We start from the raw sequence: 21711 nt of genomic DNA, 5'->3' as shown, positions 1-21711 counted from the left end.
GGTTCTACCACCGGCCGAGGTCGACTGCGCCAGAGGCAAGAACCCGGACAATCCCCGCTGCATCGAGCTCGCGCGGCAAGCCAAGCTGCTGGAGCGTGTTCGCTCCTCCGCGATGGTCTTCGATCAATCGGATCAGAGGAACGGTGCGGCGCGGGCATCGACTGACGCCACGGGTTCGGGACTGTTCGGCGCCGGCGATCCGTCCGGGGCTCAAACGGCAGCATCCGCGAACGGCGGCGGCGCGGTCGACAATGATCGTGCTTTCCTGAAGGCGATGGGCGGACAGGGTGTCGAAGTTTCAGTCGCAACCGACAACCGCCGCACGGACGCTTGGATCCCGCAGGGCACGATGATCCGCGGAACGCTGGAGACGGCGATCAATTCAGACCTCGCCGGCATGGTGAAGGGGATTGTGCGCGACGATGTCTATTCGTTCGATGGTCGTCGCATCCTTATACCGGCCGGATCGTCCCTGATCGGCGATTATAAATCCGGCGTCGAGCGGGGACAGGAGCGGATCCTGATCGTCTGGACACGGATGATCCGCGGAGACGGCGTTTCGGTTCAGCTCGGCTCCTATGGCACCGATCGGCTTGGGCGCTCGGGCATGACGGGTGTCGTCGACCGCAAGTACTGGGAACGGTTCGGGCCGCCGGCGATGATGACGTTGATTGGTGGCGCCACTCAGTACATCGCCCAGCTCGGCCAGAAGCAGGACCGCAATATCACGATCATCAATACGGACGGAACGGTGACCAGCATTCCTCAGGACAATGGTGAAACCTCGCAGGATCGCGCTCGCGAAATCGCCGCCGAGACGATTGCCTCCGGCATCCAGCAGCTGGGGACAGAAGCCTTCCAGGACAGCCGCAATATCCGACCGACGATCCATATCCCTCAGGGCTCGGACATCAATGTCTTCGTCACACGCGACCTCGACTTCGCCGGACTTTATCCGGACCCGGTACGCGAAGAATTCGAGCGGCTGCGCAGAAGGAAGCTTGGCAAATGAACGCGCGCACGTCGATTTCGGCCGAACAGCACTTCCTCTCTGAGGCGATCGAGCCGATCCGGCCGTTTCTCGACGATCCCGGCGTGGTCGAAATCTCCTGCCAGCGCAGCAATGAGATCTGGCTCGAGCGTATCGGCCAGCTCAGCATGGTGAGGCAGGACGTGGAGGGGCTCGATCAGGATGCGATCCGCCATATGGCCTCGCGCGCCGCCTCGTTCACCAAGCAAACAGTCAACGCCCAACATCCGCTCCTGTCGGCAACGCTCGTCAATGGCGAACGCGTGCAGTTCGTGCTGAACCCGACCTCGGCAACCGGTCACGCCTTCTCCATCCGCAAGCAGTTCATCCGCCGTTTCGATTTAAACGACTATGAGAAGGCCGGTGCGTTCCGCTTCACCAAGGTGACGGGCGACGACTACATCGACGACGTCGATATCGAGCTTTCGCGGCTGCTGCGGGCCGGCAAGGTTCGCGCCTTCCTTGAACTGGCAGCCATCAATCACCGCAGCATGCTGATTTCAGGCGGCACCTCGACGGGCAAGACGACGTTTCTGAATACGATGCTCACCGCCATTCCGAACCACGAGCGCTTCATCCTCATGCAGGACACTGCCGAGCTGGAACCGCGACAGGAAAATGTCGTGTCGCTGCTGGTCTCGAAGGGCGGCCAGGGAGAGGCGAGGGTGACGATGGGCGATCTGCTGGCCACGGCGCTCCGTCTCAGACCGGACCGGATCTTCATGGGCGAGTTGCGCGGCGACGAGGCCTTCGACTTCCTCAATGCGATCAATACCGGGCATCCCGGTTCAATGTCGACCATCCATGCAAACTCGCCGCACCACGCTTTCAACCGGTTGTCGACGTTGGTGCTGAACAGCAATGTGCGCATGGAGCGCGACGATATCATTCGATACATCCGCTCGATCATCCCGATCGTGGTCCAGTTGAAGAAGAGCGATGCCGCCGGCGGTCGAGGCGTCAGCGAGATCTACTTTGCCGATGAGGTGGACGAAAATGGCAAGCGTATCCACGCACACCGAGATTGACCGACCGAAATGGACGGGCCTGCAGCGGGCATCGTTGTTCACCTTGCCGATCGCACTCTTCGGCGTCGTTCTCTTGTGGCTCGCCTTCTTCACGCTGATCTATGACGCCTACATCACCTCGTTCGGGTCTTCGTCCTACTTCGACTATGTGGGACAGGCACGCTTGATCGACGCCGTCCGCTATACCTGGTCTATCATCCATGTGCGCAACACGGTTGGGCTTTCGCTGCTGGCATTCGTCCTTGCCTCGCCGCTCCTGTTTTTCTTGGCTTGCCTCTGGATGATGAAAGGTGGCAGGGCGCTATCGCGCAAGATCCTCTATCTCCTGCATGTCCGATCGATGTTCAGTCTGATTGCTCATACGGCTCTCATCTTCACCGCCGCCTATGCCGGTGTCATCGTCTACGGCGTGGCCTTCTATATGGTTGCCACCAAGGCCGGCGAGCATGCCGAGATTGCCAGCTACTATGGCAATCATCTGGCCGCGATGTATCAGGCGCCTTTCGGCGCAATCGATGCAGCCGGCGCCTATCAAAAACCCTCCCGGCAGACGGTGCTCGCCGCGCTCGCAGGTCTCGCTGCCGCCGGTGCCATCGTCGGATTTCCGATCGGCGCGGCAATTCAGAAACGCCAGCGGATGATCATGGGAAAGGCACGCCTCGCCACCTTGAAGGACGCAGCCGATTTTCGGCTGCGCGACAAGCACGGCATCGTTCTCGGACTGAAACAGGGTTTGCTTTTGCGCAATGACGGCGACCAGCATGTTATGGTGATCGGTTCGCCAGGGCAGGGCAAATCGCGCGGCTTCGTCATTCCGACGATGATGAGTTTCCAGGGGTCACAGGTCGTGCTCGACATGAGCGGCGAGCTGTTCGAGGAGACGTCGGGCTACCTGAACGACAAGGGATATGAGGTTTTCCTGCTCGCGCCGGGATCGAGATACACCGACGGCTACAACCCGCTAGACCTGATCAGTGACGAGCCGAACCAGCGGATCACCGACTTGCAGAAGCTGACGCAGATGCTGCTACCGGAACGACTGCGATCGGATTCCTCCGACTTCTGGGAGGAAAGCGCCAGGATCCTGCTGACGGCGATGCTCGGCTTCGTGCTCGAATGCCCAGACACCCGAAAGTCGCTCAGCGAGCTCTATCGCATCCTCAACTCGATGTCGGATGAGCGCAAGGCGATCATCCAGTTATTGGAGAACTACGAGCCGGCTCTCTCCGACCAGACCCGGATGCAGCTCACCAAATTCGCCGGCCGCCATGAAAAGCTCGGGGAGGGAATTGCGGCTGAGATCGTCGCCAAGCTCAACTTTCTGCAGAACCCGCTGGTGGAAGCGCTGACCTCGATCACCACGATCCCGACCGACACCATCAGAAAGCGTAAGCTCGTCATCTACATCCAGGCTGACTGGAACGCCATGCAGATCTACGAGCGGCTGATCTCGATGTTCATCCAGCAGATGGCCGACAAGCTTGTGCAGATGGGGCGATTGCGCAATGGCGAGCACGAGGTGCTTATGATGCTCGACGAGTTCGGCAATGGCGGTCGGATCGACACAGTGCTGACACTTGCCCCGTTGATCCGCAAGAATGGGGTGCGTTTCGTCTTCATCCTCCAAGACGGCGCCCAGCTCGAGCGATTGTATCAGCGCTCCGGCCAGAAGATCCTGATGGGCGCTTCGACGATCAAGCTGTTCATGAATTTCCAGAACCAGGAGGATGCGGCGGCAGTCTCTGCGGCGGCCGGCAAGACGACGGAGTGGGTCGAGCAATCGTCGTATTCTCATCGTCACGGTCGAAGGCAGCGGTCGATCTCGAAGGTGCCGGTGTCAGTTGATCTTCTTCCCGTCAACACGCTGATGATGATGAAGCCGGAAGAGGCGATCCTGCAGGTCACCGGCATGCCGCTGATGCGCATCATGAAGCTTGATTCCGGCGGTGAGCGGACGTTTTCAAAAGTGCGAAAGTTCAAGCCGGCGAAAAGGCCTTGCATTGAGCCAGTTGAATGGACGATCGACGACAGCAAGTCCGCTGGGGCGGCCCCGGCCTCGACAGGCACTGACATCGATGCCGTGCGCTTCGTCGTCAAGGATGGTGTCCGCCACGTCTACATTTCCTCGCTCGACGAACTGCGTCATCGCCTGGATCTCGACGAGACGCGCGAGGCCGGTGTGGCGGAGGAGGACGTACAGGCGGAAAAGAAGAAGCAATCGGGAGACAAGCGAAAGAGGGATCCGGCGAGCGGGCAACGAAAGCGCGGCATGCCCAAAACGCCTGGAGCCGCTCGCGAGAGTGACATCGGTCTCGATATCGACGAGGAGAAGCTCAGCCGCAATGTCTATTCGGGCTCACCGGCACATCGGAGTGTTCGAGCCAAACAGGCCAATGGTCCACCGAAGCAAATCGATCCTCGGCCGGTGGCGTCTGTTCTTCAGCGGCAGGAGGTCAGAGAAGTATTCGGGGCAGATCTAACCGCGTTGAACGAGGTGATCTTCCAGCAGGCCGAAGAGAATGCACTCGAGCCGGTCGAGCTGAACGCGGATGTCGAGCTCTTGATAGAGAGCCTGTCGGCTCGGCTCACGGAGGACAGTTCGAGAGCCTACCTGCGCCAGTTCGCTAGCTTGGTGCGGGATCCGCTGGGCGAGGATCGGGAGCAATCTGAAACCGAGGCACATACTGAGTAGCTGCGACGTAGCTCGCAACGCAACACTGCGCCCATCTGCCAGGGAGAACGATACATGGGTGAGATCCGACATCTCTTACACCGCGATATTTCAAAAGATGGTCATCTCGAACGAATTGTCGCTGCCGCCAAGGCTGACGCCGGCTTTTGGCTGATGGTGAAGGAGCGCGAGATGGAGAGGCAAGCGATCGGAGCCGAAGCTGACCTGGAGGGGGATGGTGAGGATGCGATCGACAAGTCGGCGCCGGCGAGACTGACGCCCACGATCACAGAACTGGCCGACGACCTCGTCTCGCGCATGTTCGGAACTTGCCCACCCGAGGTACTGGTGATCATCCAACAGGCGCTCCTCGATGCCGCGAGAGTCGAGCTGAGCGCTGTCCGGTGAAGGCCAATCAAACGCTGCGGAAAATGGCGACCGCAATTGATCTTCAGGTCAGGATGTCGTCATCGGATGTTGGCGAGATATTATTTCTGGCCTGACGAACTTGATCGATCACCCAGTCTTGTAGACGCTTGGCGGTGTCTGCAGCCTCGGCCTCCGCGAGGTCCTTCGGAAAAATGCCAAAGATCGGTCCGAGATGCTTCATGCGAGGCAGCGTCCTTTCCTTGGCTTCCCGATATTCGTCGGTATCCATCCCAAACGCTTCGACGATGAGGTTCACCGGCCGGGATCGTCGATACGACGCCTCCAATATGAAGTCCGGTCTGCACAGTCCAATCGGAGTTTCCAATGCGAATAGCGGTTTGGTGATTTTGATGCGAAGATCCGGCGCGGCGTCGAAGAGAGCTTGCTGTAGCCAGAACAGCAGATGCGAAACGTCTCTTTCGAATCCGGATTCCACCGGAAAGAGCGTGTCACCATTATAGACCGGTTGCGCATAGGCCTGGATCGCCCGCACGGGTCCCTCGTCATCGTCCTGAAAATCGACGTTCAGCAAAGTCAGGAACGGACCTCTGAGTGCGGGATCGCCACGCAATGGCTGGCGGACTTTACCAAGCACCTCGATCGTTCGTGAGGACGACGCCGGGATGATCGCCTGCGCGGAGATGCTTTTCGCAAACAGCAACATAAAGCCAGTTCGCCGAAGGCTCGCCGGCCAGTCGGGACGAGAGGTCCAGAGCAACCGCTGCCAGCGGCTATCTGGGTCCTCGTAATCCGCAGCCCATGTCGACATCAGTGCGTTCAGTGTCCAGGTCCGCAGAACTCTGAGCTCCCTCGCGGCAGAACGTATCCCCGAGAGCTGACCTCCCAGCGCAAGTTCGGGATTGTCCTGCAGGGGCGGAACGACATTCGTACCTGCCTTGTCCAGCATCCGCCACAGGATGCCGCCAAGTCTGGAAGGACGGTCGTTTCGTTCCCTCGATCGGGTGGGATCATCGTCCGAGAGATCAGCAAGGCGGTTGGGAATGGCAGGAAGGGCGTCGATATAGCTGCGCTCGGATTTTGGCAGCGGGCGAATCTGATAGCGACGGTCGAACAGAGGCGGAGCAGCGTCCTTGTCTACATGGAACGGGCACGTTTGCGCATGGTTTGGACGCTCTTCATGCCGGTGCGGGTCCGCCTCCTTCGTCAGTCGTCGCAGCGTAAATGTACGCTCCTGTTGGATCGGTGCGAGCAATGGCTGCATGCCAGCGGCGAGGCAATCGCATTCAATCCAGCCGTCCATCACTTTGGCGCGTTTGATGACCGAAAGCGCAATAGCCTCATCTTCCTTGGATGCAGCGTTGCCATACCAGGCACGCAACGCGGTTGCCTCTCGGCCGGACAGGTCGGCAAGTGGATGCGCTGGACTGTTGCGAACGACGATCCGCATGCCAGACCTTCAATAGCCGAGGAGCCAGAGCTGATAGCCGAGATATCCCACACCGGCGGCGGCGCTTGCGGCGATGATTGTCTCTCCCCAAGCTCGGATGTTCCAAGCCCTGCCTTTGTCGATGCGCGAACCTTCGAGCACAGCCGAAAGGAAGGCATAGATCGGGATCATCATCGCGTAACCCACCGTGAGGCTGTCTCGGATTACGATGCAGGCGAGGAGGAAAACAAATCCGAGAACCAGGGTCGCCACACATAGCCGCCGCAAGTCAAATCGGTAGCCACGCTTTTTAAGCGACGTCATCGAGAGTCTCCTTCGAACTCAATTTCGAAAAATATAACTGCAGTATAAGTGATGAGCGAGCAGCGGCAAGGGACTCGAATCTATGAGGGACTTGTCCATGAGGATTCGTGCCGATTGAAGACGGCGCCAACTAGCGGGTTCGGCGATCCCAGGAGGTTGCGACATCCTCTTGCGGGGCGTGATCGTCGCAGTGTAAGACGTGTAACGAAGTTGTGAACGGTTGGATGCAAGAGAGAGGCAACAAAGGGTTTACGCTTGGTCATCGTGGTCTCTAGCCGGCGTCAGGCATTGGATGAGCAGTAGAATTTCGAACAAGTCCCGGACCAGCAGCTGCGGCAGCATCCTCTGTCGCCGGGATGAAACGTCTCATCTTGCCGTATCGAGCACATCTTCCGCCAGGGAAGGCGTTCTATGTCTCGTGTGAAAGACGATCCGTCCGGCAACGCATTGGACGTTTCGACATTGAAGGCGCTGTCGTTTCAAGAAAGGCTCGCGATCGGCCTGCGCCGATTGAAGGCCGAGCGGGGCTTGTCGAACAAGGATCTGGCCGAGCAGCTCGGTGTGTCGGAGGCCTATATGTCGCAAGTGACCCGCGCCATGCGTGACGTCAAGCTGTCGACCCTCGACAAGATGCAGCGCGAGTGGAACGTCATTATCGAGGATTTGCTCAGGGTCACCGAAGACGATCTCTCTCGGATAGAAGCGTTGAAAGCGCGCCGAGGGAAGAAAAAAGCTCCCGAGACCACGTCATGATTTTCCTGTCATAGCGCACGGTCGGCCTGCGCGAATTTAGTGATCGAGGTTAAACCAGAACCTTTCCTTCACGCCTTGGTCGTTCGGGATATCGAAGAAATAGGGATCGGCTCGCCGCGGTCGCGGCGTGGCAACTTGCTGGATGCAGCCATCATGGCCGTTGCCGAAACTGCGCTCTATCGTCGTACCTGACTGTCTCGTGTGGGCATTGCGCTCGATCGGTGATCGGCAGACATCGACTGTTTTGATGCACTGGTCGGGCTCGCCGCGCCAGCCACCGTCGCCTTGCGAGCTATAGCCGACCGTCGTTCCGGCCGGGCAATCCTCGTAGTTTTCTCGCCCCGGCTTGCCGGCCTTGGCCTCATGGCAAATCGGCCAGGAAAATCCCGGTTCCTTCATCGCGGCAATGAGCTTTGTCATAGGCGGAACGCAATAGGCAACGCCGTGCCATGACGGATTTTTTGATGCCGCACACAACAGAACCTGGCATCCCCACGAGGCGTCCTCGGCTTTTGCGCCGCCGGCCAGGGCGCCAAGGGCTGTACCTATCAATGTTGCGACGATAATCACCAACGGTCTCATAATTCGCCTCCGTTATCGACTACTGGATTTGCGCCCAGGCACCGTCGATCCTCGCAAAGGAAAGCACGCCCGGTTGCGCCGAGCCGGCAAAGGTGCCTGACGTTGTTGTGATGATGCCGGTACAGGTGACGCCAGGTATTGCCTCGCGCGGCTTGCACTCCGAGATCCTGATTGAACGGCCTGACTTCGCGATTGCAGCACTTGCCTCTTCGTCACTCGGAGCGTCCACGGGCAACGGTTGCTGCGCCGACTCCTTCAGTCGGACGATCTCTTTTTCCAGGTCTGCGATATGACCGGTTCGCGCCAGCTCACTGATCGCATATCCTCCCGCTGTTCCAGCAAGGAGGGCGATGGCGGCAGCAATCACCGCGGTATCGGGACGCTTGGCCATCGGGAACCTCAATATCCCTCGATGCCCAGTCGCTTGAGGACAGCAACCGGATCGGTCTCGCAGACCTTCTTCCAGTCCGCATGCTTGGCGCAGGCGTAAGCGTATTGGCTAAGGTCTGCCGATGACAGGTCGGCAAGCCTGTTGCCAATTGCTTTCCATTGCTGCACGTCCGTCGGATCGCAGCCGGCGCCGCCCGCGCCGCAAAAGTCCGGATCACGCTGCTCGGTCAGATTAGGAGTGGCGCTATCTTGCGCGCTGCTCGCGACCGGAGCGAGGACGAGCAGGATTGCCGCGGCAACGACGGAGCAAAAGATGCGATTCATTCAATCTCCTTGCATGTCTTTTGAGTTCACCGAGCCGTTTGAGTGACAGGCAACGGCAAGGGCAGGACTGTTTCGGTTTCTGGTGATTGGCCGTCCGACTTCTCCGCGGCCACCGTCGATGCGGTGTAAAGCCAAGGGGGAAGCAGGTCCGGTGACGACCAGACGCCATAGCCCAGCCCCCTGGCTTTTCGCTCGATATCGAAATAGGCAGCGACCTGGGGTTCGTTGCGGTAATTGAAGGCATAGCCGATACCCTCCGCAATTGCCGTCGCTGCCAGATTTGTCTCGCCGACGAAGCAATGGGCAATCAGGACCTTATTGGTGTCGCGGTCAACCGGCGCGCAGTTGACGTTCTGCCCAAGTGTCCGGAGGATCATCCACGCGCGTGAGACCTGACCGGCGGGCCACTCCACGCCATCGCTTGTCGCCGTCTGCTCAAGGCGAGGAGCTTCATATCCAGCCAGGCGGACGATCTGTCGGCTCTTGACGAATTCAAACGTGGTCGCATCAACGACCTGCACCTTGCCGTAGATCTGACGCGGCACATCGGACGGGCGGCTTTGCGCAAGCAACGCCGTCGGGACCATTGCGAGCCATAGTATCGAGCCAGCCGCAACTTTCATTGTTGTGCTCCCGCCTGTTGTTGGAGAATTGAGACCGGATGCGGCAGGTCCGAATAGGCCCAAAGTCCTGCGCGCGCCGAACGTGCACTTTCCTCTGCAACCCTGTAACCTGGAACGATCAGTTGCCCCGCGCTGTCGACGGCTGCAAATCCCCAACCTTGGGCAATCATATAGGTTGCCAGGTCGTAGCGATGCCGGCCTGTCGTCGTTTGGCATGCGACGACCGCGTTGTTCTGGTCGAGATTTTTGATGGTCGCGCAGACGGGCCTCGTGTCTCGGATCAACGCCTGCGCCATGATCACATCGAGCTCTCCGCAATCCCGGACAACGCCGGCAGAGACGGTGACATTGGTTCCACGAAGACAGGCCTGCAGACCATAGAGGCGATAGCGTCGCCTGCCGGAGATCCAGGTGTCGCCCGTCTCGAACTGCGCCTGCGTGGGGAACGGAACGAATTCGGGTTGGGCGCCACCCGCGTCAACGGCCGAGGGAATGTCGGTTTGCGATGCCTGAACAGGAATGACAGGGGGCGAGAAATACGATTCGCGCATGACATTGCCGTTGGCGAGCATCGGCATGATTGTCGTGGCAGCATAGACACCGGAAGCTGTGATCGTGGAAATGAACATAAGGAACCCATCCGCATCAATTGGTCGACGAATTGACCGGGGTGCGTTCCCCATTGGGGTGCGCGAACTGATCGCTCGCCCAGATGCCGGCTCGTTCACTGCGTGCGGCTTCCTCGGCTTGCAGATATTCCGGAAACACAGGCCGGCCAGTGCGGTCACGGGCAGCAAACGCCAAGCCCTTGCGGATGAGCGCCTCGGAGAGCGATCGAACCGCGCCATTCTCGACGAAAAAACATTCGGCAAAACGCACCGCTGGTCTGCCGGGATTTTGCGCGAAAACGTGGCAAGGAAATGCGTCGCCGGCACCTGCCTTTGCCTCATCGAGCGTCGCAGTCATGCCGGCAAGCGAAATCATCGCACAGGTCGTCGGCATTCCGGCAAACTCCAGTGGCTCGGCCGAGAGGCAACCCTGGACGCCGGCTAGTTTGATCACGTCACCATCGGCGCCGAGAAAGGCGCTGCCGCTCAGCGCGGCCTTTGGGCTAACAGTTTGCAGATCAAGTCGGGACGCGATCGATGAGATGTCCAGCGGTATTTGTGGGCCAGGAATCAGATCCCGGCCCTCTGCGTAGGCGTTCTGATAATAGCCGACAAAATCCGAGACCGTGTCGGCCCGCGCGGCAGAGGGCAGGGCGATCAAGGCATTGAGAAGGGTGCAAAAGAGGAGGCGGTCGAACCGCCGAGCGCCATTGTTCATGCTCGCATCCGTCATCTATTGACTGTTCGAGCATGCACGAAATTATACTGCAGTGCAAGTCTGGAAAATGTCCGAGGATTGCAGTATGTGTTGTCGGACACTGGAAACGTGCAGATGGAGAAGGGTAATGTCTGCGGCAAGAAAGGTGCTCAGGGTTGTTGTCTTCCCGTTTCGGGCGGTATGGTTTCTGATGTTGATCGGGAATTTTCTGGCCGTCTCGGGCGTCTGCCTTCTCGCCGCGGCCTTCGTTGCATATGGCATCGCCCTGTCGTTTTCGTATGCCTTTCTGCCCGCAGAATGGACGCAGGCACTATGGCGATGGGCAGCGGATCTGTATGCCCAGTCTTCCTGGTTCAGAGCTGCCGCCCTCGCTTTCTTCACGCTACTTTTCTTGCCCATCCTCCGATTTTGGCCGGCGAGGGATTCGGTGGCGGATGCGGCGCGGGAGCGCGAGATCACACAGCTGAATGACGATTTGATCGCAGCGCGGCAGCAGGAACAGCTACGAGCCAGACTTCGCACCTGAAAGGAGAGGCTGCTGGCACGGTTGCGGGGCGCTGGACCCCACAACGTCCTTGTCGGCCGCCACTGCGATTGAACACAATCCGCAGCGCCGCCGATTTTTGATGCAAAGGATGAGGAATTTCATGGCAGTCAAACCACTTTCGCTTGCGATCTCAACGTTCAAAGGTGGTGCGGGAAAATCGACCCTGAATGTTAACCTTGCAGCGGAGTTCGCACAGCAAGGACACAGAACGCTGCTCATCGATTGCGATGAGCAGGAGTCGTCGACACGCTGGTACAATGTCTCGATGAAGCGCGGCTTGCTTCCGACCGACGGCACGTTGCTGCACCTGCGAGTGGCGCCCGGAGATCAGTTTCGGGACCGGTTGGCCGACGCGCCCGAGGCGGATATTCGCATCTATGACGTTGGCGGCTATGTCCATCAACGCGCAATCGAGGTCTATCACGAGTGCGACGCCGTCCTCATCCCGATTATTCCGGAACCGACCGCCGCGACGTCGGCGATCAAGGTCGCGACCATTTTGACCGAGATATCCAAAAAGCGCGCCAAGGGGCCAATCCCTTACGCGGCGATCTGGAATTACGTCGACATGATCGCTCTCAAGCACAATCGGTCGCTTCCGGAAGTCCATGCGATCCTGACGAGCGGCAGGATTCCCATGGTGGAGACCGTCATCCGCAAGAGCAATCATTTCAGCGATGTCGGGGCAGGCTTCGGCTCGCTCTATTCCAAGCTGGCCAGCATTGAGAACAACCCATCGTTGACCCCATCGGCCAAGCGCCGGGCTAGCGAGAGCGTGCTCGATGCGATCGATCTCGTCAAGAAGATCAACAACGAATTCATCGGCCTCCTGCAGGCGGAGGCGGCTTAGAGAGATGGCGGGGGAAAGAACACCGGCCGGCAACATTCTAGCCCTTGCCCGATCGAGAGAGGATCAGGCCAAGGAGGTGGAGGAAACTGCCACCTCCTATATGCCGACCAATATCGACCTTGAAATGCTAATGCCCGATGAGGCTCCTGAAGAGCAGGATGAGAGCGTCTCGCCTGGCGTCACATCACCGGAAGTCCGCACTCCGGACAAAAATCGACGCCGTGAGCGACTGGCCTCCAAGGGCGCCACAGCGGCAGGCGAAGCCACGAAACGCAAGCGTATCTCGCTATATCTCGATGACGACGTGCTGACGAAGATCTTCCAAGTTTCGTTGGAGCGTCACGAGCAACTGTCCTCCGCGACGCACCGGCTGATTGTCGAGGCTCTGAAGGCGAGGGGGCTGTAGTCGATGCGCGAACCGGCCATCATGTTCCGGCTGCCTGCTCAGGTCTTAAGCAACCTCGACGCCCTTGCCCGCAGGCTCGATGTCTCCGTCAACATCGTCGCCAAGCTCATTGTCACCAGGGAGATCATGCACATTCCGGCGATGCTCGAGGAGCACGACCGGCAGCTGGCAAACATGCACCAGTTTTTACGAGATCTCGCCTTCCGGAACGAGGAGTTCCTCTCGGAGGAGAGTGCGCATGCCGAAAGTACCAAAGCGATCGCGCATCAGCTCGAAGAAGTCATGAGCGCACTTGATGCCATCCGAGACGCTGCCTTTATCCGGCCGTCCACCTTTATCGCCGACCTGATCAGGAACCACGATGAACGACCTGTCCAGAAGTCGCTCCGCGTCTAGACCGGAAGGTCGTCGGCTGCCGAGCTATTTCGATCTCATCGAAGACGAGCTGCGGCGCCGCGGGGGTGGTGGCGGTGGATCGGCGAAGCGGTCGACGTTTACGAATTCCGGCTTGCCCTCCGCCAAGCATCCCGGAGCTGCTTCGGCGTTCAGCCGTGCGGCCGGCAACAATGCGGTCGTCGTCAAGGTCTTGTCTTATGGTGCCGGCGCGAGTTCGGCCCGCAACGTCCTCGCCTACCAAAGCAAGGAAGAGAAAGCGCGCGACCAGGACGGTCGCGAGGTCACCGATCTCAGTGCCGCCGTCCGGTCCTGGGAGAGAGAGTTTGGCAACCGGAAAGGCAGCCAGGACATTCTCCGTCTGACCTACGAGCTTGAAAAAGCCGATGGCGAAGACATAGCGCGCGCTCTCGGTTCGCTGGCGGAAGACGGGTTCCGTCAGGCGGGCGACAGCGATCGAACCTATGCCTTCAGCGTCAGCGAGGGTGTGAAGGGTGGGACCCGCTTGCATTTTGCATTGGTGATTGCCCACGAGAAGAAGGACAGGTCTGATCGGAGCAGCGCCAATCGTATCCCTGCGGAAATCGATGATGTCCGTGCGATCGACGAGCGATTGGACAGGGCTTTACGTGGGGCCGGTATCACTCCGGTTTCGCGCTATCCGGCCGAATTCTCCTCCGGGCCCAAAGGCCTGACAGCCACCCTACATGCCATGCAACGGGCAGGGGCGGCGGTAACGCTGTCGACGAAAACACACCTTAGAGACCGGCCCGGCAAGAGCGGCCGTTACGAGCTTGGCGGAGAACGACGCGGAGTCACGACCAAAGATCATAAGGAACTGACGGCCGAGGGCAAAGTCGTCGGTGCTCTTATGCAGACCCGCCAGCCGCGGGATTTTATGCACCTGTTGCTGTCGGGGCCGGCCAATGTCGATCGCGACCGGTTCATCCTCGCGGGCCGCGATTTCCTGAAGGAGCAGTTTGGGGGCCACCGCTATGCCTATGCCGTCCATAATCGCAATGATCTTGGAAAACATCCGCACCTGCATGTGATCGTTGCGCTGCGTAACGCCAGTGGAAAGATGCTCAACCCCAATATCCGTGACTTTACAGAATGGCGAGTGCGTTTCGCTGACAAGGCGCGTGAGCGCGGCATCCCGATCGATCGTCAGAAGCGCATCGAGCGTGCTGGCCCACCGCCGGTCAAACGGTGGGAATGGGAAATGTTTCGCCGGATGGGAGCAACGGCGCCAGCAAACGTCGTCGAAAAGGTCGTGTCCAAGGTTCGCGACACGCCGACCGCACCGAAGCGTGAAGGGGCCCGGACCCGGCTCGACCAGAGCCGGCGTTCCGTCGGGCGTGTCATTCTGATGCTGGAAGGTATTGCGAAGGACCGCAGTGCACCGAGCACCGCGCGCGATCTCAGCCTCGATCTATCCATCGGGCTTCGGCGCGAATACGGGCGACTTGAAACAGCGGTCCGCGAAGGACGTGATCCCACACGAGAGAAAGGCGAAGACCACATGCTGCGATCCACACCCATCAGTGCCGCCCAGGCAAAGTCAGCGAAGGAGACGCTGGCTAACACCGCGCTCAGTGTTGCCGTCAAGATTGCCAATCCGTCTGATCGGCTGATCTTCGAGCAGGCAACCAAGATCATCGGCAAGGTCGTCGGGCTACAGCTCGATTCACGCGTTGCTAAGAACCGGAGTCGCGCCGACACCGGCAAGCACGCACGCACGTCCGACAGTCTGGAAACGAAATCGGCCGCCGGCCGCGATCATACCGCTGAGCAGGGGATCATCAATAAGAGCTCGAACAACCGCTCCGTGGACGCATCGCGCATTGCTCGGTCCAACGCCGAGCATGCCGGGCCGGAAACAGACCAATCGGTTCGCGAGCGTCAAAAATCCCAACCGCGCGATCGGGAGGTACCGAAATCGATCAAGCTTCGCCCCCCTCAGGAAAAGGACAGGGACCGCACCCGCTAACCCTGCGAACCCTACTGTAGGCCATGGTTAAGCTCTCCGGCGATGGACCAGCCCAACGTCGCCTGGATCTTGGCGCGGAGTCGCGGGACATCCGTGGCTTCAGGCGAAGACAAATTGGGGGCACGCTTTCCGGCCCCATTCTGAGCGGTTCCCTCGCTTCGGTCGTTGAAGTATTCGATCACCGAGACACCCGCGTCGTTTGCAGCGAGGCTACCGGCGGTCGAGCTGCCGATGAATACGGTTTCCCTCTTGCGGATCCCGTACCGCTCCATCACTCGAAAGATCGCTCCGGCGCCAGGCTCCTGTTGCCGATCCGGCGGGCGCTGAAGGTCGGTTCCGCTCGCATGTGGGACGTCACTCCATGCCACCCAGAAATCCGGCATAGCACCTCTGACCCTCAGTAATGCGTCAAGCAGCTCGGTCAGGGTTGCGAATTCTGATCGCCCATAGGCGCCCGCGTCCATCCCTCGTTCGTCCGAAATAAAGCCGAAACGAGCATCGAGGTGTCGCAGATGCCTTAACATATCAACGAATTCTTCGTTGATATGTCCCAGCATGTAATCCCCGGAGGGAGTCTTTCTCAGGAGGGTGCCATCTCTCTCGAAAATGACGAGGCCGGTCGAACCGATCCTCCTAAAGATGCTGTCTGCATATTTTGAATGATTGTTCATTGGCTGAATTCCAAACCTTGAAGCCAGCTTCGCCATTACACGACTTCGAAATGACGCCCAGCTTCTTCCTCTCGCTCGCTGCTCATCTGTTCCGAAATCAATATCCCGGACCCGAAAATTTTACTCCTGATAGTAGAATCGCTAGAAAGTTGCGTGTAGCTGCGATACCCGTTGATCGGGCACAAACGCACGATAGGATACGAAATCTACCGAAACGAAACGAAACCAGAGCCGGTAAGCCATTGCCAAAGAATGGAAAGTTATTTCTCCCGCCGCCGAAAGACGGAAGTGATTTCAAAGAACTCTTCAAACAATTGGCCGCAGCGGGAGCGGGCCGGCCGTTGGGAAGTGATGGCTTTCCCGCAGGTCCGTGGACGCCTGAACTTCTCGCCGAGGCGATTTCACAGATCGATTCCAACCTGATTGGGGTTGATCTGCGAACGGTCCAGCTTTGGTTTCAGGACAACGAGAAGGGTATTAGCCCAGCCAACATTCGTTGGTTGGCAAGGATTTTTGGGTGCGATGATCCGGTAGCAACAAGCGAATGGCAGATGGAGCTCAGTGCGGCGCAATCTCGGTTAACTGCCAAGAGGCGAGATTTGAAGAAAGTGGGCAGCACCGTAGCGCCGGAGGTTCCAGATCTGGCACGGACTGCCGTCGATGATGAGATGGAGCCTCCGGCAAAGCTGGAAAGGGACACTGAGGCCAATCAACCGAGCCGACGTTTTAATTTGGCGGAAAGGTCGGAGGCGCTATTTAGCCGCGGATCTCCCTTGAATTTACCCGCGTCGGTGTTCGCGGGTGCAACCGCCCTTGGGTTTCTGTCGTATATCATGGGGATCCATGACGCGACCTACAACCGGACAGATGGCCTCGGCAAACAGGTAGGTTTCCTCTGGGCGCCGAATTGGACATTCCTCTTCATGGTGTTCTTGCCGCTGTTTTTTGCGTTCGTGATAGAGTTGCTGTTGTTTTGGAAAAATGAAGGGCGCTTAAAGCTTGTAGTGCTGGGCAGCCGGATGGAAAGCGACGACGCTTGGGCGCGCAACGTTGAAGCTTCATCGTATACAAATTGGGCGGTCTTTTTGATCTGTGTGTTGTTCGCCGGTCTTTTTCAATGGATCGGCGTGTGCTTGATGCCGCTGTTAAAAGGCGGTGGCAACTATGCGATAGATTGGGGCAAGTTAGCGCTTGTGCAGCCTGAAGTCATATCGGTGCCGATGGAAATTATATTCACAGGGCTCGCTTACCTCTACATGTGCCTGTGCTTCTACCTCTTCTTCGCAGGGCTCATTTTGCTTCATACCTTGGTTCATGACCTTTGGAAAATTGGAGAAGCATCGAAGAATCCGGCGGGAGGAGATTATGAACACGAGCTAAATGGGATCGCCTTGCTGGTGATGCGCGGAATTTTTCGGTGTACTATTTTGGGGATCCTGATCGCCATATGCATGAAGGCCCAGAGCTCTTACCTGGCATCGAACGGAAGGAATATTGTCGCCTGGTTGCTCGGCGATATGTCTTCAGCCTTGTATGGGGGCAGAGATATGGGAAATGGATCCAGCTATCGGATGCCGACCCATTACAGCAGCCTTCTTGTCGCTATTTCGACCTGTATTGTTTTTCTATACGGTTCCATCCGTTTAGGTGCCGGATACCGGTTTCATTTGCCCTTGTGGAAGATGTCAGCGGTCGTAGGGTTACTCTTTACAAGCTACCTGCTGATCGACGCATTTACAGGCTTTTCGATCCTTCTCGGCATTGGGGTGGTGTTCGCGATTTACGGACTTATTGACCCGGGGTTTGGGAGATGGAGAGCGTCCGACTTAGGAAACAATCAAAGTGTATCATAGTTGGCTTGATCGTTGGGATGAGCGGCGGGCGCGGCGCGGTGAGGAATCGAAGACAGCAACCGATTTCGTCCTTGACGCCGACCGCGCCTTTCCAGGCGCGGAGAACATAGGAAGTATCGACGAGTTTTGTGTCCTTGCGGACCAGGCCGTTGCTGATGCGTCCTTCTTCGATGAGCCGGGCGGGGATGATCAGCATTTTCAAAGGCAAGGTGAGTGGCTCAAATTTCCATCGGGCATGTCTACTGACGTTGAAGAGAACAACGTCGTCTGGGCCAAAATTACAGAAAGCGGCTCCTTCAATAGGGTGATGGTGATTTTTCACCATTGGAATGCAAGCACCCGAAATCACCAGATTGCCAAGTTTTTCTCGAGACGCGGCATCACGGTTGTTGAGATTGCCATGCCCTATCACTTCGAGCGCAGCCGTCCAGGCGCGGTGCACGCCGACTATATGCTGAGCGCTAATCTCGGTCGAACTATCCAGTCTGTAAGGCAGGCAGTATGGGACGGGCGAAAACTCATTCGTTGGTTGAAAAGCGAAGGCTATCGAGAGATTTCCGTTCTCGGTATGAGCTTAGGTTCCTGGGTCGTAGGCTTAATCGCTGCGCACGACTCGGCTGTGTCAAAAGCCACGTTGTTTCTTACAGCGGGAAGTCTCGCGGATATGGTTTGGACAGGGCGCGCGACACGATCGATACGTGAAAGCCTTGAACCCGTTATTGATCTGACCGATCTCAGAAGGGCGTGGGGTCCGCTTAACCTAGAGAATTACGCGCACAATTTGGCAAGGACCGATCTCGAACTTCACGTTGTGTTGGCTAAGAGGGACAAGGTTGTTCTGCCAGAGATATCGCAGCGGTTCATGCAGAGGCTGAAGGCCGCGGGAGCTAGGCCAAACATTTTGGAATTAAACTGTGGTCACTATTCGCTCGGCATGCCGCCTTACATTTTGTTGGCTGGTTTGAGCCTGAAACGGTTTCTGTCGTTCCGCCAGGCTCAGAACTCATTGATCAAACCCAGAAGATGAGCGTTGTTGCGATGCAGATTTCCGAGAAGAGGATCTCCACACGAAACTGACCTCGCTCGGTTCCATGCGGAAATCAACAATGTTTGGGTCCGGCGCTCTTTCCTATCAACAAGGGGTAGTGGTGGGTGACAGAGCGGTGTTCGTTCCGACAGTTGGCTCGCGGAAGAGGCATGGCTATGCACGTATGGTATAACATATCGCATAAGCAGATTTATGGAACTAGGTTGTTCCCCCGACAATGCGGTATGCATGGCGGTTTGCCTGGTAGGAAGTGCGGGGGATCACGATTCTTTTTCAATCACAGAAACAAAACGAAGCCGACGGTGACGCCGCTGTGAAGTGACGCGGAACGTCGGCATCTGCCCGACCTGTGGTGGCGCATCGTTCCTGAAGGCGGCCGACAGGGTGGTCCAGGTGTTGGAGCACGTGCCGGCGTCGGTTAAGATTGTCCGCCATGTCGAAAAGCGCATGATCTGCGGGGATGGCGATACGACGGTAGCTGGCGAGATGCCGACCCTGCCGATCGAGCGCGGCAAACCCGGGCCGGGACTGCCCGCCCATATCATGATCGCTAAATTCGACGATCACATTCCCCTCTATCGCTTATCCGAGATGTACGAGCGGTTAGGGATAGACATCTCGCGATCCGTAATGGCTGACTGGGTCGGTCGCGCATCCAGTCTGCTAGCTCCTCTCGTCTCGGCTACTAGGGCCCATAGTGCCTCCCTCCATTCTAACGAAAATAATGCACCATCAAATGCCGGGACTAAACACCCAGAGCTTTTTCGATCCGCCAACCGGAATCGCCAACTCGGAAATCCGCGCAAACCTTTCAGCGGGCTGGATAATGCGTCACTAATTAGACGCTGCCTGAGTTCTTTGCCAACAGCAGAAAAAACAAAACGTTAAGGTGGCGCGATAGGCCAAAATATATCAAAAAAAATATCAATGTTATGTGTTGATATATCGCGGAGCGCCGTCTAGATCTGGTCAACAAGCGGCACGGGGGTCTACCCCGGTCAGCGACGGGAGGCTTAGGTGAACCGACGTGACAACATGCACCCAGACAAAATCAGATCCGACAGGCCAGAGATGAAGATCGCCCTCCTAGATGGAGAACGTGACAGCTTCCTCTTGCCCCATTCCGTTGAACTCAGCGGCGAGAGAGTGCGATAGCGGCCAGCTGCGGCCGCGGCTGCTATAAAGGTCCCGAATCTCGCCTGGGTTAAAACGCGTGCCGATATGGTGAGGCCAATTAATTCGGCCTTGAATCGGAACGCCGCCCGATATCAATGAATAAGCTCCTGTAGGGTCCCCGAAGGACATCGACAGAGGAAAACCATCAAATGCGGTGTTGCAAGAACGCGCCCCCACAGCGTGGGGCTGACACAAACTTTTCTACTGAACCAGAACCTGCAAAGGCCGATATTGCCTACGATGCTATTCGACGAATTCTCCACAATAACGGCCGTGTGCCGGGGCAACATCTCAGGGAACAGGATCTGGCGTCTAATCTTGATCTTGGTCGAACACCAATTCGCGAAGCACTTCAGCGACTAGCAGCTGAAGGGAAGATCCAATACATCCCTCAGAAGGGCTTTTTCACCAGGCCGATGTTGGAGGGTACTCTGTTAGATTTTTATGTTGTTGGAAGTGAGACGCTAATCTCGGCGTTGAATCGAAAGCGGCCGCAGATCCCAGAGAGCTGGGCCGTGGCAGATAAATTGTCCCCCGACGAACTCGCCCTAACGGCAGAAGCGATATTTACTAGAATCGCCGAAGAAGCATCGAATTGCGAGGCATGTAAAATCGTTCAACGATTCTGTTTTTGCACTCACCCTCTACGAATGGAAATAACTGCGTCGGAACTTAGGCCCGCATTTGTCGAAAGCCTCGAGAAATTAATTGCCGCAATGTCTGAACTAGGCGCCGCGACAAACTTGGTGGAGTCCGCGTTGATGAACCACCTTGACCTAGAACGCGATGCCGTCCCAAGGGTCGTACAAGAGGTGAACGAACGTGGGTTAACAGGGCTTCCTGGGCACGCGAAAAGCTTGTGATATCGCCGTAATCTGAAGCACTCGGCTCGAGCATTTAAAGCCTATGTCGGAATAAATGCCCGCATCATTGCGTTACTAATAGGATCGACACTATTGGGCTAGTCGGATTCTTCCGGTTCCCCGAACTCCGCGATAGATAATAAAATGATTGGCACGCGCTGGATGTTTAGACCTGGCATTAGATAGAGCGAATCTGGTGAAGCGCTCGGGTTATGAAGCCCATGCTTTGCAAATGAACTCGTAGTGTGTGGAGGCCTTGAGAGGCTTGAGTCTGCGGCGAACAGGTACCCCATTGACATGGTAGTTAATGGCAGGAACAGCGCGGCGAACTTCAACATGTGGCCCGGTGATCCAATGGTTAACATGCCTCCCGCAGCAGGTCGACGCTATCGACGAGGACGACCTTGCCTCTGACTTCGACCCCCGACGGGGCGAGCGCCGCAAACGCGCGGGAAAGGGCTTCCGGCGCCAGTCCCAGTTTTCCGGCCAGGATTCGCTTTCGGTAAGGAAGGCGGAACGTAACCCGCGAGGTGGCCGCCGAGGCGGGGCAGCGGCTCATAAGGTAGTTTGCCACCCGTTGCGCGGCTGTGAGCAAGCGGTCTCCGGCAATACAATCCATCGCGCCCAGCAGGTGCCTGCCCATGATGCGCATGACGTTCCTGTGTACGACCGGATGTTGGTCGGCGAACGCCTGCAACTCCGCAAGCGCAAACAGCGCGACCTCGGCCCCGTCGGCGGACCGCGCGCTGTAAGCGTAGGAGCCGCCCCCCGCGAGTAGATATTCTCCAAAGGTGTCGCCCGGCTCGCACACGCAGATATCCGCTTCGCGCCCGGCGGATTCCGATTTTGAAAGTCGCACAAACCCGTTCATGACGCAGTAAACGAACAATGCCTGCTGGCCCTCGGCTACGATCTTCTCGTCAGCGGCGAAGGTTCGAAACTCAGCCGTTGCGGTGAATTGCTCCACAGTCGCCTGATCCAAACCAGCAAATAGGTCAGACTGCAGAAGCACAGAATTTTTCGCAAGCATCTATCTTCCTTTCGTGT

The 21711-nt window shown here is 57.8% G+C and carries 23 protein-coding genes and 1 pseudogene; 14 read left to right on the top strand and 10 right to left on the bottom strand.

Annotation, left to right across the window (positions count from 1 at the left end; translation table 11 throughout):
- The 4 genes from virB10 to GFM02_RS17080 form a co-directional block, all read left to right on the top strand.
- A partial coding sequence (gene virB10 / locus GFM02_RS17095; RefSeq protein WP_168322238.1) for a type IV secretion system protein VirB10 occupies positions 1-1012 on the top strand: 1012 nt, incomplete at its 5' end.
- Positions 1009-2058 carry a P-type DNA transfer ATPase VirB11 gene (virB11, locus tag GFM02_RS17090; RefSeq protein WP_132614364.1) on the top strand — a complete coding sequence of 350 codons (1050 nt, stop codon included), beginning with the start codon at positions 1009-1011 and terminating at the stop codon, positions 2056-2058. The genes virB10 and virB11, both read left to right, overlap by 4 nt.
- The gene (locus GFM02_RS17085) at positions 2027-4750 is read left to right on the top strand and encodes a type IV secretory system conjugative DNA transfer family protein (protein WP_168322237.1); all 2724 of its coding nucleotides are present in this window, start codon (positions 2027-2029) and stop codon (positions 4748-4750) included. The genes virB11 and GFM02_RS17085 overlap by 32 nt, the downstream gene beginning before the upstream one ends.
- A gap of 54 nt (positions 4751-4804) precedes the next feature.
- A complete protein-coding gene (locus GFM02_RS17080) occupies positions 4805-5137 on the top strand; it encodes a hypothetical protein (RefSeq protein ID WP_168274311.1) in 333 nt (110 codons plus the stop codon).
- A 43-nt stretch (positions 5138-5180) separates the two neighbouring features.
- Here the strand turns inward: GFM02_RS17080 and GFM02_RS17075 are convergent, their stop codons facing one another.
- The gene (locus GFM02_RS17075; RefSeq protein WP_132614358.1) at positions 5181-6566 is read right to left on the bottom strand and encodes a hypothetical protein; all 1386 of its coding nucleotides are present in this window, start codon (positions 6564-6566) and stop codon (positions 5181-5183) included.
- A gap of 9 nt (positions 6567-6575) precedes the next feature.
- Positions 6576-6869, bottom strand: coding sequence for a hypothetical protein (locus tag GFM02_RS17070; RefSeq protein WP_131618647.1), 294 nt, complete (start codon positions 6867-6869; stop codon positions 6576-6578).
- Between the two features lie 462 nt (positions 6870-7331).
- On the opposite strand from GFM02_RS17070, the gene GFM02_RS17065 reads away from it, so the two are divergent.
- Positions 7332-7622 (top strand): helix-turn-helix domain-containing protein, encoded by a 291-nt coding sequence (locus GFM02_RS17065; protein WP_245289870.1) that lies wholly within the window; start codon positions 7332-7334, stop codon positions 7620-7622.
- Positions 7623-7658: 36 nt separating this feature from the next.
- Here GFM02_RS17065 and GFM02_RS17060 read toward each other — a convergent pair whose 3' ends face one another.
- Genes GFM02_RS17060 through GFM02_RS17035 form a run of 6 tightly spaced genes read right to left on the bottom strand, consistent with a single transcriptional unit; the run spans position 7659 to position 10867 of the window.
- Entirely contained in the window at positions 7659-8204 is a 546-nt protein-coding gene (locus GFM02_RS17060) for a hypothetical protein (protein WP_168285219.1), read from the bottom strand.
- A gap of 19 nt (positions 8205-8223) precedes the next feature.
- Positions 8224-8595 (bottom strand): hypothetical protein, encoded by a 372-nt coding sequence (locus tag GFM02_RS17055; protein ID WP_025398129.1) that lies wholly within the window; start codon positions 8593-8595, stop codon positions 8224-8226.
- Positions 8596-8603: 8 nt separating this feature from the next.
- Positions 8604-8918: a hypothetical protein gene (locus tag GFM02_RS17050; protein WP_025398130.1), complete on the bottom strand. Its 315-nt coding sequence runs from the start codon at positions 8916-8918 to the stop codon at positions 8604-8606.
- 26 nt (positions 8919-8944) lie between these two features.
- Positions 8945-9541 carry a thermonuclease family protein gene (locus GFM02_RS17045; protein ID WP_168322236.1) on the bottom strand — a complete coding sequence of 199 codons (597 nt, stop codon included), beginning with the start codon at positions 9539-9541 and terminating at the stop codon, positions 8945-8947.
- Complete coding sequence (locus GFM02_RS17040; RefSeq protein ID WP_168322235.1) at positions 9538-10170, bottom strand: thermonuclease family protein; 633 nt, start codon at positions 10168-10170, stop codon at positions 9538-9540. Before GFM02_RS17040 ends, GFM02_RS17045 begins: the two co-directional genes overlap by 4 nt.
- A gap of 16 nt (positions 10171-10186) precedes the next feature.
- A complete protein-coding gene (locus GFM02_RS17035; protein WP_130817754.1) occupies positions 10187-10867 on the bottom strand; it encodes a thermonuclease family protein in 681 nt (226 codons plus the stop codon).
- Positions 10868-10994: 127 nt separating this feature from the next.
- Between GFM02_RS17035 and GFM02_RS17030 the strand changes: the two genes are divergently transcribed.
- The 5 genes from GFM02_RS17030 (at position 10995) to GFM02_RS17010 (ending at position 15053) form a co-directional block, all read left to right on the top strand.
- On the top strand, positions 10995-11393 hold the full coding sequence (locus tag GFM02_RS17030) for a hypothetical protein (RefSeq protein ID WP_168322234.1): 399 nt from the start codon (positions 10995-10997) through the stop codon (positions 11391-11393).
- A 121-nt stretch (positions 11394-11514) separates the two neighbouring features.
- On the top strand, positions 11515-12264 hold the full coding sequence (locus GFM02_RS17025; protein WP_205930344.1) for a ParA family protein: 750 nt from the start codon (positions 11515-11517) through the stop codon (positions 12262-12264).
- A gap of 4 nt (positions 12265-12268) precedes the next feature.
- Positions 12269-12670, top strand: coding sequence for a hypothetical protein (locus GFM02_RS17020; RefSeq protein WP_025398136.1), 402 nt, complete (start codon positions 12269-12271; stop codon positions 12668-12670).
- Positions 12671-12673: 3 nt separating this feature from the next.
- On the top strand, positions 12674-13066 hold the full coding sequence (locus tag GFM02_RS17015) for a hypothetical protein (protein ID WP_168322233.1): 393 nt from the start codon (positions 12674-12676) through the stop codon (positions 13064-13066).
- A complete protein-coding gene (locus tag GFM02_RS17010) occupies positions 13032-15053 on the top strand; it encodes a relaxase/mobilization nuclease domain-containing protein (RefSeq protein ID WP_168322232.1) in 2022 nt (673 codons plus the stop codon). Before GFM02_RS17015 ends, GFM02_RS17010 begins: the two co-directional genes overlap by 35 nt.
- An 11-nt stretch (positions 15054-15064) precedes the next feature.
- Here the strand turns inward: GFM02_RS17010 and GFM02_RS17005 are convergent, their stop codons facing one another.
- Positions 15065-15724, bottom strand: coding sequence for a hypothetical protein (locus GFM02_RS17005; protein ID WP_132614346.1), 660 nt, complete (start codon positions 15722-15724; stop codon positions 15065-15067).
- Positions 15725-15966: 242 nt separating this feature from the next.
- Between GFM02_RS17005 and GFM02_RS17000 the strand changes: the two genes are divergently transcribed.
- From GFM02_RS17000 to GFM02_RS16985, 4 genes and pseudogenes are all read left to right on the top strand, one after another.
- Positions 15967-17577: an RcgA family putative transporter gene (locus tag GFM02_RS17000; protein ID WP_168274313.1), complete on the top strand. Its 1611-nt coding sequence runs from the start codon at positions 15967-15969 to the stop codon at positions 17575-17577.
- Positions 17567-18604: an RcgR family putative quorum lactone hydrolase gene (locus GFM02_RS16995; protein ID WP_132614342.1), complete on the top strand. Its 1038-nt coding sequence runs from the start codon at positions 17567-17569 to the stop codon at positions 18602-18604. Before GFM02_RS17000 ends, GFM02_RS16995 begins: the two co-directional genes overlap by 11 nt.
- A 360-nt stretch (positions 18605-18964) precedes the next feature.
- Positions 18965-19333 (top strand): annotated as a pseudogene (locus GFM02_RS16990) (IS66 family transposase); the annotation flags it as partial.
- A gap of 617 nt (positions 19334-19950) precedes the next feature.
- Complete coding sequence (locus tag GFM02_RS16985; protein ID WP_003549684.1) at positions 19951-20664, top strand: GntR family transcriptional regulator; 714 nt, start codon at positions 19951-19953, stop codon at positions 20662-20664.
- Between the two features lie 358 nt (positions 20665-21022).
- On the opposite strand, the gene GFM02_RS16980 is transcribed toward GFM02_RS16985, so the two are convergent.
- Entirely contained in the window at positions 21023-21694 is a 672-nt protein-coding gene (locus tag GFM02_RS16980) for a Crp/Fnr family transcriptional regulator (protein WP_168283860.1), read from the bottom strand.
- Positions 21695-21711: the final 17 nt, after the last annotated feature.

The organism is Rhizobium leguminosarum bv. viciae (genome assembly GCF_012276115.1).
Lineage (GTDB): Bacteria > Pseudomonadota > Alphaproteobacteria > Rhizobiales > Rhizobiaceae > Rhizobium > Rhizobium leguminosarum_T.
This window is presented reverse-complemented; position numbering and strand designations above follow the sequence as displayed.